Raw genomic sequence first — 12459 nt, forward strand, 5'->3', positions numbered from 1 at the left:
ACAGATTTCTATTTTTTATCCACAGCCCAGAAGTTGGTTTCCCGGCAAATAAGTTCGATGCTTTAAAATTATCACACAGACTTATCCACAGGCTGTTGCATTTGAATTTTTCTGACTTTGAATGTTACAAAATGAATATTTATTTTGTAACTTATTGATAATTTTTCGGAATGCTCCTTTGTTAAGAAATATCACATTGATCACTTGCGCTTTTTTTGAGCATTGATCAACAAGGGGTTTTTATTTTATTCACAGAAAAATTATCTGAATCTTTTTATACGTTACAAAGATGGCTAATAATTAAGCATCTCTGGGCAAGCCCTTGGTTATCGCCCTAATAAGTCGTTTCTGTTGTGGTGTTTGTACACTAACAGTATTCGTTTTGCGGCGAATGATTTGCTGTTCAATAGCCCAATGAATATGTTCGTCTAGCATTGTGTTTAATCCTAGTCTCTGTTGCAGAGCCAGAATGATATCGTATTGATAGGGTGCGTTTCCTAAAGCAACAATAATATTGCGTAACCAGCGTAAATAGCCGATGCGACGAATTGCAGAACCTTCCGTTATCCGTAGGAACTTCTCTTCACTCCAATTGAATAAATCCAATAACTTTGGTGTATGTAATGTCACACGAGGGCTGAAATCATCTTCATCTGTCAATTGGGAAAAGCGGTTCCAAGGACAAATAATCTGACAATCATCACAACCGTAAATACGGTTTCCCATCAGTGGACGAAATTCTTCAGGAATAATGCCTTCCAATTCAATTGTGAGGTAGGAAATACAACGGCGGGCATCAATAGTATAAGGGGCGATAATTGCACCGGTTGGGCAGGTTGTCATGCAGGCGACACAGCGTCCACATTGCTCTTCTTGTGGAGGATCTATAGGCAGAGGAAGGTTAATCAGCAACTCACCGAGGAAAAACCATGAACCAGCTTCTCTATTAAGAATAAGTGAGTGTTTACCGACCCAGCCTAATCCGGCCTTAGCGGCGAGTGGGCGTTCCATTATGGGTGCTGAATCAACAAAAGGCCGAAAATTAAGGACTCCTTGATATTCAAAGTCATGGCAATAATTTTGAATTTGCTCCCCGAGTTTCTTAAGACGTTGGCGCAGCAGTTTGTGATAATCTCTTCCCAGGGCATAACGGCTAATATAACCGAGTTCGGCGTCGTTTAGCGTGCTGGCAAAAGAAGCTTTAGCAGGGAGGTAATTCATTCTTACACTAATAACTCTCAATGTCCCTGGGAAAAGTTCATCCGGGCGAGCACGCATCATGCCGTGGCGTTTCATCCATGCCATCTCCCCGTGGTACTGTTTATCCAGCCATTCCTGAAGTTTTGGTTCTTCCACGGATAAATCAGTATCGCAAATGCCAACTTGCTGGAAACCAAGGGAGTGACCCCATTGTTTGATGTTGGAGACCAGAAGGTTAAGATCGAGAGGCGTTGTCATGGTGGAAATCGGCTTATACTGCAAGGTGTTGCAGTGTAGCATAATTTGTTTCAGCCCAAAAATAGTGGGTTTGATAATGAAACTGAGCAGAAGATGTTAAATGTTGATAATAGAAGTGTGTTAGGGTTATCGTTTTAGCTGATGAATTAATAAAACAACAGATATTATTCGATGAAAGAACTTATTTTATCACTTAAAGATGAAGATGCGACAGTTTCTCTTGGAAGCGCAGTTGCTGCTGCCTGTAATAGTGGTGGTGTAATTTATTTATATGGTGATTTGGGTGCCGGTAAAACTACGTTTAGCCGTGGTTTTTTGCAGTCTCTGGGTCATAAAGGGCATGTAAAAAGCCCAACTTATACTTTGGTTGAGCCTTATGCTTTAACACCGAGGTCGGTTTACCATTTCGATCTTTACCGATTGGCAGATCCGGAAGAGTTGGAATTTATGGGAATACGTGATTATTTCCATCAAGATGCCATTTGTCTGGTGGAATGGCCTCAGCAAGGAGAAGGCGTATTACCGGATGCAGATATTGAATTACATTTGAGTTACCAGTCCGAAGGGAGACAGGCACATTTTATTGCTTTGTCTAAATATGGTGAGAGCCTGTTAGATAATTTGAAATACTTATAAGGGATCACCCGACCATGATGTGTCCTTTAGTCGCAAAAATGATAAAGAAATGGCAGATCAGTTTTATGATAATGTGCTGGTTGTTTATTATGATGAGCAGTTTAGTGGTAACAACCGCAACCGCGGCGACTTTATCCAATATTCACGTCAGTAACAGCATAAATGAATCTAAAGTGACGATGGTTTTTTCCGGTGGTCGCCCTAATTACAGTTTTTTTCCATTGCATTCGCCAGAGCGTTTAGTGGTAGATATCCATCAATCAGAAAAAATTGTTGGTTTACCTATGAATTTACCGGAGCAGGATTTAGTAAGGAAAATCCGTTCCAGCCAGGCACCTGATCGACAAAAAAAACGCATTGTATTTGAACTAAATAATAAAGTTAAAGTCAACTCTATAATGCAGCAATCGAATAGTGAATATCGGGTGATTTTTACCCTTCGGGCCTCCGGGGTATCTACTGGCAAGTCTGTTTTTAGAGAGAGTTCCCAAGCTGCTACAGGTAAGCTATCACTTACTAACAGCAAATTGCAGACGACAAAACAGGCGGCTTTGCAAGCAACTTCTAAGGGCGGTCAGCGGGTAGTTGTCGCTATTGATGCAGGACATGGTGGTCAAGACCCCGGTGCGATTGGGCAACGTGGATTGAAAGAGAAAAATGTGACTATCAGTGTAGCGCGCAAACTTGAAGCATTGTTACGCAATGATCCTATGTTCAAACCCGTTTTGACCCGTAATGGAGACTATTTTATTTCTGTTGCTGGTCGTTCTGAGGTTGCACGTAAACATAGCGCAAATATGCTGATTTCTATTCATGCGGATGCCGCTCCTAATCGCAGTGCACGTGGCGCTTCTGTCTGGGTGCTGTCAAACAAGCGTGCAAACAGTGAATTGGGTAATTGGCTTGAACAGCATGAGAAACAGTCTGAGTTACTGGGTGGTGCAGGTAATGCCTTGGCAAATGGTGCTGATCCTTATCTAAGCCAGGCGGTGCTGGATTTGCAATTCGGCCACTCCCAACGGGTGGGCTATAATGTTGCAGTACAGGTTTTGAGTGAATTGCGCAAGGTCGGTTTATTACATAAACGTTCGCCAGAACATGCTAGCTTAGGTGTGTTACGTTCACCAGATATTCCTTCAATTTTGGTGGAAACAGGATTTATCAGTAACTCGGCTGAAGAAGCATTACTTGGTTCCAATGATTTTCAGGATAAGCTAGCAAGTGCTATCCATCGGGGGTTGCGCAACTATTTTCTAGCAAATCCATTACAGGCTGTACCTGAAACAGCCAAGAAGTAAAGGTTAAATATGGCGATCAAGATCTTACCTCCTCAATTAGCAAACCAAATTGCGGCTGGCGAAGTCGTAGAACGCCCTGCATCAGTAGTAAAAGAGTTGGTGGAGAATAGCCTTGATGCTGGCGCTAGCCGTATTGATATTGAAATTGAGCGCGGTGGAGTAAAACTTATTCGTGTCCGTGATAATGGCTGTGGCATCAACCATCAGGATCTTGCGCTAGCGTTGGCTCGTCATGCTACCAGTAAGATTGCTACCCTTGATGATTTGGAAGCCATTATCAGTATGGGATTCCGTGGAGAGGCGCTGGCTAGTATCAGCTCAGTTTCGCGTCTGACATTAACTTCCCGTACTGAAGAACAGCATGAAGCCTGGCAAGCTTACGCGGAAGGGCGGGATATGGCAGTGACTGTAAAGCCGGCAGCACATCCAGTAGGCAGTACTGTTGAAGTATTGGATCTCTTTTATAACACTCCTGCGCGGCGCAAGTTTCTGCGAACAGAAAAAACGGAATTTGGTCATATTGATGAAGTCGTTAGACGCATTGCGTTGGCGCGTTTGGATGTATTAATCAATTTGCATCATAACGGTAAATTGGTGCGCCAATACCGGCCGGCAAAAGATGAATCGCAGTATGAGCGGCGGTTGGCCTCCATTTGTGGTACCGCTTTTATGCAACGGGCACTTTCTCTTTCCTGGCAGCACGACGATTTATCGATTAAAGGATGGGTTGTTGACCCGATGAATACTGAGGCGAGTAGTGATATTCAATATTGTTATGTAAACGGGCGTATGATGCGTGATCGCTTAATTAATCATGCTATCCGTCAGGCTTATCAAGATTTGCTCCGGGGAGAACAACAGCCTGCTTATGTTTTATATTTGGAGGTTGATCCACATCAAGTGGATGTGAATGTGCATCCTGCGAAGCATGAAGTTCGCTTCCATCAAGCCCGTTTGGTACATGATTTTATCTATCAGGGTGTAACAGCCGTATTGAAACAGCGCGGAAGCGGTGCCGAGCTGGATATGGCTTGCTGTGAACCTGCGCCAGCCTGGGAGCCGGAAAACCGGCCATCAGCAGGGGGAAATCATTTTTCCCGGCAAAACAATGCGACATCTGTGGCAACATCATCACCAAAAGAGGTTTTGTCAAGTAAAGGGAATATGGGGGGCTCTCGCGGTGGTGAAAATCGCCAATATCATGGAGATCATTATCAGAAACGTCAGGGTGAGGTATATCAGAAACTGATGCAGTCTGAACCTGAAGAAAAAAGAGAGCTGTTTCCAGCTAGAACCGCTCCGGTTATGGCAGAAAAGGTCACTTCTGCTCTTGTTCAGGTTAAAAATAGCAATCATAGTTTTGGTAAGGTGTTGAGCATATATTCACCATGTTATGCTCTGATTGAATCTCCATTGGGAATTGGGTTGTTATCTTTGCCGGTAGCTGAACGCTGGTTAAGACAAGCACAGTTAACACCAACAGAGCAAGGGCTGAAATCACAGCCATTGTTGATACCGCTGAAACTATCTCTTAGTAAAGAGGAAGCTGATGCTTTAAATCGTTATAGTGACTTATTGGGCTCTTTTGGTATTGAAGCATCTGTATCTCATGGAAAAGCGATACTATGTGCGGTATCGTTACCATTACGGCAACAAAATCTGCCTAAATTAATTCCTGAGTTGCTAGGTTATTTGGCACAACAGCCATCAGCATCGGCTGAACAGGTTGTAACTTGGCTTGCTCGTCATATCGGCAGTGAGTATGGAACGTGGAACGTTGCTCAGGCGGTGCAGTTATTAGCTGATGTTGAGCGTCTTTGCCCACAACTGGTAAAATCTCCACCAGATGGGTTATTACAATTAATTGATTTACAAGCAGTGGTGGCATCTCTTACTCATGAGTGATCAGAAAACTCAACATCTACCAATGGCAATTTTTGTTATGGGTCCGACGGCCTCAGGCAAAACGGCTTTATCTGTTGCTTTACGCCAGCATCTTCCTGTGGAGCTGATCAGCGTTGATTCTGCGCTAATTTATCGTGGAATGGATATTGGTACCGCCAAACCAACAACCGAAGAGCAAGCGTTGGCACCTCATCGTTTAATCAATATTCTGGACCCTTCTCAACCTTATTCTGCTGCTGATTTTTGTCACGATGCATTGAAGGAGATGGCAGAAATTACTGCTTCTGGCCGTATTCCTCTGCTGGTGGGAGGAACGATGCTCTATTTCAAGGCGTTACTTGAAGGTTTGTCGCCTTTACCTTCGGCTAATCCAGTTATTCGGGCACAAATAGAACAACAGGCGGCAGAGCAAGGATGGGATGCATTGCATCAGCAACTACAGAAGATTGATCCTGTGGCGGCGTTAAGAATTCATCCTAATGATCCACAGAGACTTTCTCGGGCACTGGAAGTTTTTCTTATTTCAGGTAAAACTCTCACTGAACTGACTAAATTGTCAGGAGAATCGCTGCCTTATCGTGTTCATCAATTTGCTATTGCACCGGCAAAACGTGAGCTCCTTCATCAACGCATTGAAGCGCGTTTTCATCAAATGCTTGAATCAGGGTTTGAAGAGGAAGTTAAAGCACTTTATGCTCGTCGTGATTTGCATGTGGATTTACCTTCTATTCGTTGTGTCGGTTATCGTCAGATGTGGTCTTATCTTTCCGGCGAAATTGACTACGATGAAATGATTTATCGCGGTATTTGTGCGACGCGCCAGTTGGCAAAGCGTCAGGTAACTTGGCTCAGAGGTTGGAAGTCGGTTCATTGGTTGGATAGTTCTCAACCAGAGCAAGCTTTAAGCACAGTTATGCAGGTTGTTAGTGCATAGGTTTATTGATTGTGTACAATTGATGAGTACCAAAGCGCAATTTTTGAGTAGTTCATTTTTTCGAACCTTTAGGTTCTTAGTTAAAAACAACAAAATAAGGAAAATATAGAATGGCTAAGGGGCAATCTTTGCAAGATCCGTTCCTGAACGCATTGCGGCGTGAAAGGGTCCCGGTTTCTATTTATTTGGTCAACGGCATCAAATTGCAGGGTCAGATTGAATCTTTTGACCAGTTTGTCATTTTACTGAAAAATACGGTTAGCCAGATGGTTTATAAACATGCCATCTCTACTGTTGTACCTTCCCGCCCAGTTTCTCATCACAGTAGCAATACGAGTGTAGGGGCGAGCGTAGGTAATTATCATTCTGGTGGCGTTTCTGCTCCGGCAGCACAACAGGAAAGTGATGGCACTGAATAAGTTTGAGAGCAGTAATAGAATGAAGAAAAACATAGGGAGGGGGTTTTACCTATGTTTTTTCCCGTAGTTTTTTACTCAGCCTGAGAGGTCGCACCTTTGTTTGAACGTTATGAAGGCGGCGAACAAGCCGTTGTGGTGCATGTTTTTTTCTCGCAGGATAAAGACACAGATAATCTCAGTGAGTTTGAATCACTGGTAACTTCTGCTGGTGTAGTTCCTGTGCAAATTGTCACGGGGAGCAGGAAAGCCCCTCATCCGAAATATTTTGTTGGAGAAGGTAAGGCGGAAGAGATTGCTGAGGCGGTACAGGCTAGTGGTGCTGATGTTGTGTTGTTTAATCATGCACTCAGTCCTGCACAGGAACGCAATCTTGAGCGGCTCTGTCAGTGTCGAGTTATCGACCGCACCGGCGTGATTCTGGATATTTTTGCCCAACGGGCGCGGACTCACGAAGGGAAGTTACAGGTAGAGTTGGCGCAGCTACGTCATCTTTCTACCCGTCTTGTCCGGGGATGGACTCACCTTGAACGTCAGAAAGGTGGGATTGGTTTGAGAGGGCCGGGGGAAACGCAGCTTGAGACGGACCGGCGTTTATTGCGGGATAAAATCCGTCAGATCCTGAGTCGTCTGAGCCGGGTTGAGAAACAGCGTGAACAGGGGCGTCAAGCGCGAAATAAAGCGGATATACCGACGGTTTCACTGGTGGGATATACCAACGCCGGTAAATCGAGTTTGTTTAACCGTATGACGGCTGCTGAGGTTTATGCGGCTGATCAATTGTTTGCTACGCTGGATCCAACGTTGCGACGGATTGAAGTTAATGATGTTGGTACGGTGGTATTGGCTGATACGGTTGGCTTTATCCGTCATTTGCCTCATGATCTGGTGGCGGCATTTAAAGCAACATTGCAGGAAACCCGGCAAGCCACATTGTTGCTGCATATTATTGATGCTGCGGATAGCCGCATCGACGAAAATATTGCCGCTGTCGACAGCGTACTGGAAGAAATTGAAGCGCATGAAATTCCGGTACTGTTGGTGATGAATAAGATTGATATGCTGGACAGCTTCACGCCGCGTATTGATCGCAACGAAGATAACTTACCGGTTAGAGTTTGGCTGTCTGCGCAAACCGGTAAAGGTATCCCGTTATTGTTACAAGCGTTAACGGAGCGTCTTTCGGGTGAAATTGCACACTACGAATTGCGTTTGCCTCCGGAAGCAGGTCGTTTACGCAGCCGCTTCTATCAACTGCAAGCAATAGAGAAAGAGTGGATAGAAGAGGACGGTAAAGTTGGTATCGAAGTGAGAATGCCGATTGTTGACTGGCGCCGTCTATGCAAACAAGAACAGGATTTGTTTGATTATGTTGTCTGATGTGCCTGTCAGGTGAATATCAGAAAACTTATGTGATTGAGAGTCGGCTTGTTTATAAGAGGCTCTTGGCCTGAAAAACCAATCATAAAAGAATGGAGCTAAAACATGGCGTGGAATCAGCCCGGGAACAACGGACAAGACCGCGACCCGTGGGGAAGCAGCAATAAAAGCGGCAATTCCGGCGGGAACAAAAGTAGTCGAAACCGTGGGGCATCTGATCTCGACGATCTGTTCCGTAAGCTGAGCAGTAAACTCGGGGGTTTTGGTGGGAACAAGGGCGGTAATGGTTCTGACCAAGGGGCAAAATTTGGCGGGCGTATTGTTAGCCTTGTCGTTGCTGTTGTCGTCGTGATCTGGGCCGCTAGCGGTTTTTATACGATTAAGGAGACAGAACGTGGTGTTGTTACCCGTTTGGGTAAACTTAGCCATATTGTGCAGCCAGGTCTGAACTGGAAACCCACATTCATTGATGAAGTTGTTCCAGTTAACGTGGAATCTGTTCGTGAATTGGCAACCTCTGGCGTGATGCTGACATCAGATGAAAGCGTTGTTCGCGTGGAGATGAACGTGCAGTATCGTGTGACTGATCCTGCCGCTTATCTCTATAGTGTGACAAGTCCTGATAACAGCCTGCGTCAGGCGACAGATAGCGCGGTACGTGGTGTTGTTGGTAAATATACGATGGATAAAATCTTGACGGCAAACCGTATGATTGTCCGTGATGATACTCAGCGTGAGTTGGAAAGGACGATTCTTCCGTACCGCATGGGAATAACTTTGTTGGATGTTAACTTCCAGGCTGCTCGTCCGCCAGAAGAAGTCAAGGCTGCTTTTGACGATGTTATTGCTGCACGTGAGAATGAACAGCAGTCTATTCGTGAAGCGGAGGCTTATTCGAACGAAGTCTTGCCACGTGCGAAAGGTGATGCGCAACGTATCATTGAAGAGGCGAAAGCTTATAAGTCTCGTGTAGTATTGGAAGCACAGGGGGAAGTGGCGGGCTTTGCCAAAATGTTGCCTAGGTATAAAGAGGCACCTGAGATTACCCGTGAACGTCTGTACATTGAAACGATGGAGAAAGTATTGAGCCGTACTCGCAAAATTATTGTTAATGATCACAATAACAATTTGCTGGTATTGCCATTAGAACAAATGTTACGTGGTGATGTTTCTGGTGTTAAAAAAGAGGGAACAGTGCAATCAGATAATACGGTAGCTTCTGACCTGCGGGGTACCCGTCCAACTGTGCCTTCAAATTCAGGCCGGGGAGCGAATTATAACCGAACAGATAATCTGCGTAATGACATTATCAGGGTAGGGAGATAATAATCATGCGTAAATCATTAGTCGTTGTTATTGTCGCGGTATTAGTTGCACTCTATGCCTCTCTATTTATCGTGCAGGAAGGACAGCGTGGTATTGTACTGCGTTTTGGTAAGGTTCTGCGCGATGCAGGAAATAAACCGATTGTTTATGAGCCGGGGTTACATTTCAAAATACCTTTTGTTGAAACGGTGAAAACACTGGATGCTCGTATCCAGACTATGGATATTCAAGCCGACCGTTTCTTGACCAGTGAAAATAAGGACCTGATAGTTGATTCTTACCTGAAATGGCGGATTAACGATTTCAGCCGTTATTATCTGGCGACCGGCAATGGTGATATTTCTCAAGCAGAAGTATTGTTAAAGCGTAAATTCAGTGACCGCCTGCGTTCTGAGATTGGCCGTAAGGATGTTCGTGGTATCGTAACGGATTCCCGTGGTCAATTGACCACCGATGTTCGTGATGCGCTGAACAAAGGTACAACGGATAAAGAAACAGCGAGTATAACTGAAGCGGATGATGCTATTGCATCGGCGGCGGCTCGTGTAGAGCGAGAAACGGCAGATAAACAGCTTGCTATCAATCCGAACAGTATGGCGGCATTGGGTATTGAAGTTGTTGATGTGCGTATCAAACAAATCAATTTACCACTGGAAGTTTCAGAAGCGATTTACCAGCGTATGCGCGCTGAGCGTGAAGCGGTAGCTCGTCGTCATCGTTCACAAGGTTTGGAAGAAGCAGAAAAGCTGCGTGCAGCAGCAGATAAGCAAGTTATTGAAATCCGTGCAAAAGCGGAGCGTGAAGCGCTTACATTGCGTGGTGCTGGTGATGCGGAAACCGCTAAACTGTTTGCGGATGCATTCAGTCAAGCGCCAGATTTCTATGCCTTTATCCGTAGTTTACGTGCTTACGAGAAAAGCTTTAGTGAAGACGGGAAAGATGTTCTGGTATTAAGCCCAGAAGCTGATTTCTTCCGCTATATGAAAGCACCTGAAAAGCGTGCAGTTCAGCACTAATGAGTTTTGAATCACTCAGTAAGGCCCGCATCAGGCGGGCCTTGTTATGTCTGGTGGCTAACAAAAATAACGGATGTGATAAAAATTACTGAAAGGTGTGGGATGAGATGTTAGAATCCATTTTTAAGCAACCGAGTGAATTTTGAAATGGGTAAGAACGTTGTCGTATTGGGCACCCAATGGGGTGACGAGGGCAAGGGCAAGATCGTCGACTTGCTGACTGAACGAGCTAAGTATGTTGTTCGTTATCAAGGGGGCCATAATGCTGGTCATACACTGGTTATCAACGGTGAAAAAACCGTTCTCCACTTAATCCCATCAGGGATCTTGCGTGAAAATGTTATCAGTATTATTGCAAATGGCGTCGTATTAGCGCCTGATGCGCTGATGAAAGAGATGAACGCATTAGAGTCCCGTGGTATTCCTGTTCGCGAGCGCCTGCTCATTTCAGAAGCCTGTCCACTTATTCTTCCATACCATGTTGCATTAGATAATGCCCGCGAGAAAGCGCGTGGTGCAAAAGCAATTGGTACAACCGGTCGTGGTATTGGCCCTGCGTATGAAGATAAAGTTGCTCGTCGTGGTCTGCGTGTTGGTGATTTGTTTGATAAGGAAGCATTCGCCGTTAAGCTGAAAGAAATTATCGAATATCACAATTTCCAACTGGTTAACTACTACAAAGAACCAGCGGTTGATTACCAGAAAACCCTAGATGAAATCATGGCTGTTGCCGATATTTTGACGGATATGGTCGTCGACGTTTCTGATTTGTTGTATAAAGCAACTCAGAAAGATGAATTGGTTATGTTCGAAGGTGCGCAGGGCACATTGTTGGATATTGACCACGGTACTTACCCATATGTGACCTCTTCCAACACTACCGCGGGTGGCGTTGCAACAGGTTCCGGTTTAGGTCCGTGCTATGTTGATTATGTTTTGGGGATCATCAAAGCATACTCTACTCGTGTCGGTGCTGGTCCATTCCCAACTGAGCTGTTTGATGAAACTGGCAGTTACTTGCGCGAAAAAGGCCAAGAGTTTGGCGCGACTACTGGGCGTAGCCGCCGTACTGGTTGGTTGGATATCATTGCCATCCGTCGTGCAGTACAGATCAACTCACTGTCAGGTTTCTGTATGACCAAACTGGACGTGCTGGATGGCTTGAAAGAAGTAAAAATCTGCACTGGTTACCGTATGCCTAATGGCAGTGTAATTGAAACGACACCTCTGGCAGCGGATGACTGGGAAGGTATCGAGCCTATTTATGAGACCATGCCTGGTTGGAATGAAAGCACTTTCGGTGTGAAAGAGCATAGAAGATTGCCTCAGGCGGCACTGAACTATATCAAACGTGTAGAAGAGCTGACCGGTGTTCCGGTTGATATTATTTCTACAGGCCCGGATCGTTCAGAAACTATCATTCTGCGTGATCCGTTTGATGTCTGATGGTACCTATAATCAGGTGAAGCCGGGCTTTTCAGCCCGGTTTTTTGCTATTTATTGTGGCCTTTTTTGTTTAACGATGAGGAGATCAACATGATTTTGGTAGATTCATGGTATATGAGTTGAACAAATACTTATTTTTTCAGTTTGTTCTCGGATATATTAGTTTATATCTTATTATCCAGAGGTTGATGTGCAGTTAACGAGTTTTACAGATTATGGCTTGCGTGCGCTAATTTATATGGCTTCTTTACCGCAAAGCCGGATGACCAGTATTTCTGAAGTTACTGATATTTATGGCGTTTCTCGTAACCACATGGTAAAAATCATTAACCAATTGAGTCATTTAGGATTAGTAGATGCTGTTCGTGGTAAAAACGGCGGTATCCGTTTAGGTAAACCCGCGAAGGATATCAGAATTGGCGATGTCGTTCGTGCTCTTGAGCCATTATCATTGGTTGACTGTAGTCAGGAATCTTGCCATATCACTTCTGCGTGTCGTCTGAAGGTCGTATTAAATCAGGCAATAGAAAAGTTTTTAGAAGAACTGGATAAGCATACTTTAGCTGATATGATTGAAGATAATATCCCCCTTTACAAGCTGCTTCTGACCGAATGAAGAAATGGCGCAAACAGCCTGCTGATGA

Annotated in this window: 11 protein-coding genes; 10 read left to right on the top strand and 1 reads right to left on the bottom strand. The window is 44.6% G+C overall.

Annotated features, from left to right (window positions below):
• Positions 1–300 precede the first annotated feature (300 nt).
• Entirely contained in the window at positions 301–1458 is a 1158-nt protein-coding gene (gene queG / locus ACGF49_RS06745) for a tRNA epoxyqueuosine(34) reductase QueG (RefSeq protein WP_262978247.1), read from the bottom strand.
• A 171-nt stretch (positions 1459–1629) separates the two neighbouring features.
• Here queG and tsaE point away from each other — a divergent pair, with 171 nt between their 5' ends.
• The 10 genes from tsaE to nsrR all read left to right on the top strand — a co-directional run bounded on the left by tsaE (position 1630) and on the right by nsrR (position 12431).
• Complete coding sequence (gene tsaE / locus ACGF49_RS06750; RefSeq protein WP_113041669.1) at positions 1630–2094, top strand: tRNA (adenosine(37)-N6)-threonylcarbamoyltransferase complex ATPase subunit type 1 TsaE; 465 nt, start codon at positions 1630–1632, stop codon at positions 2092–2094.
• 14 nt (positions 2095–2108) lie between these two features.
• Positions 2109–3392 carry an N-acetylmuramoyl-L-alanine amidase gene (locus tag ACGF49_RS06755; protein ID WP_387490266.1) on the top strand — a complete coding sequence of 428 codons (1284 nt, stop codon included), beginning with the start codon at positions 2109–2111 and terminating at the stop codon, positions 3390–3392.
• Between the two features lie 9 nt (positions 3393–3401).
• Positions 3402–5297 carry a DNA mismatch repair endonuclease MutL gene (gene mutL / locus ACGF49_RS06760; RefSeq protein ID WP_113041667.1) on the top strand — a complete coding sequence of 632 codons (1896 nt, stop codon included), beginning with the start codon at positions 3402–3404 and terminating at the stop codon, positions 5295–5297.
• The gene (gene miaA, locus ACGF49_RS06765; RefSeq protein ID WP_113041666.1) at positions 5290–6231 is read left to right on the top strand and encodes a tRNA (adenosine(37)-N6)-dimethylallyltransferase MiaA; all 942 of its coding nucleotides are present in this window, start codon (positions 5290–5292) and stop codon (positions 6229–6231) included. The genes mutL and miaA overlap by 8 nt, the downstream gene beginning before the upstream one ends.
• 110 nt (positions 6232–6341) lie before the next feature.
• Positions 6342–6650, top strand: a complete 309-nt coding sequence (gene hfq, locus ACGF49_RS06770; RefSeq protein ID WP_011148654.1) for an RNA chaperone Hfq — start codon at positions 6342–6344, stop codon at positions 6648–6650.
• A gap of 96 nt (positions 6651–6746) precedes the next feature.
• Positions 6747–8027 carry a ribosome rescue GTPase HflX gene (gene hflX, locus ACGF49_RS06775; RefSeq protein ID WP_113041665.1) on the top strand — a complete coding sequence of 427 codons (1281 nt, stop codon included), beginning with the start codon at positions 6747–6749 and terminating at the stop codon, positions 8025–8027.
• Between the two features lie 105 nt (positions 8028–8132).
• On the top strand, positions 8133–9353 hold the full coding sequence (gene hflK / locus ACGF49_RS06780) for an FtsH protease activity modulator HflK (protein ID WP_113041664.1): 1221 nt from the start codon (positions 8133–8135) through the stop codon (positions 9351–9353).
• A 5-nt stretch (positions 9354–9358) separates the two neighbouring features.
• Positions 9359–10369: a protease modulator HflC gene (hflC, locus tag ACGF49_RS06785; protein ID WP_113041663.1), complete on the top strand. Its 1011-nt coding sequence runs from the start codon at positions 9359–9361 to the stop codon at positions 10367–10369.
• 147 nt (positions 10370–10516) lie between these two features.
• Positions 10517–11815: an adenylosuccinate synthase gene (locus ACGF49_RS06790; protein WP_113041662.1), complete on the top strand. Its 1299-nt coding sequence runs from the start codon at positions 10517–10519 to the stop codon at positions 11813–11815.
• 190 nt (positions 11816–12005) lie between these two features.
• Positions 12006–12431, top strand: coding sequence for a nitric oxide-sensing transcriptional repressor NsrR (gene nsrR, locus ACGF49_RS06795; RefSeq protein ID WP_113041661.1), 426 nt, complete (start codon positions 12006–12008; stop codon positions 12429–12431).
• Positions 12432–12459: the final 28 nt, after the last annotated feature.

Source organism: Photorhabdus sp. RM96S (assembly GCF_042879335.1).
Taxonomy (GTDB): domain Bacteria; phylum Pseudomonadota; class Gammaproteobacteria; order Enterobacterales; family Enterobacteriaceae; genus Photorhabdus; species Photorhabdus kayaii.

Excerpts from the sequence above, each read along its gene's own strand:
- mutL (WP_113041667.1), top strand. The coding sequence starts at position 3,402 with ATGGCGATCAAGATCTTACCTCCTCAATTAGCAAACCAAATTGCGGCT.
- queG (WP_262978247.1), bottom strand. The coding sequence starts at position 1,458 with ATGACAACGCCTCTCGATCTTAACCTTCTGGTCTCCAACATCAAACAA.
- hfq (WP_011148654.1), top strand. The coding sequence starts at position 6,342 with ATGGCTAAGGGGCAATCTTTGCAAGATCCGTTCCTGAACGCATTGCGG.
- miaA (WP_113041666.1), top strand. The coding sequence starts at position 5,290 with ATGAGTGATCAGAAAACTCAACATCTACCAATGGCAATTTTTGTTATG.
- hflK (WP_113041664.1), top strand. The coding sequence starts at position 8,133 with ATGGCGTGGAATCAGCCCGGGAACAACGGACAAGACCGCGACCCGTGG.
- ACGF49_RS06755 (WP_387490266.1), top strand. The coding sequence starts at position 2,109 with ATGATGTGTCCTTTAGTCGCAAAAATGATAAAGAAATGGCAGATCAGT.
- hflC (WP_113041663.1), top strand. The coding sequence starts at position 9,359 with ATGCGTAAATCATTAGTCGTTGTTATTGTCGCGGTATTAGTTGCACTC.
- ACGF49_RS06790 (WP_113041662.1), top strand. The coding sequence starts at position 10,517 with ATGGGTAAGAACGTTGTCGTATTGGGCACCCAATGGGGTGACGAGGGC.
- tsaE (WP_113041669.1), top strand. The coding sequence starts at position 1,630 with ATGAAAGAACTTATTTTATCACTTAAAGATGAAGATGCGACAGTTTCT.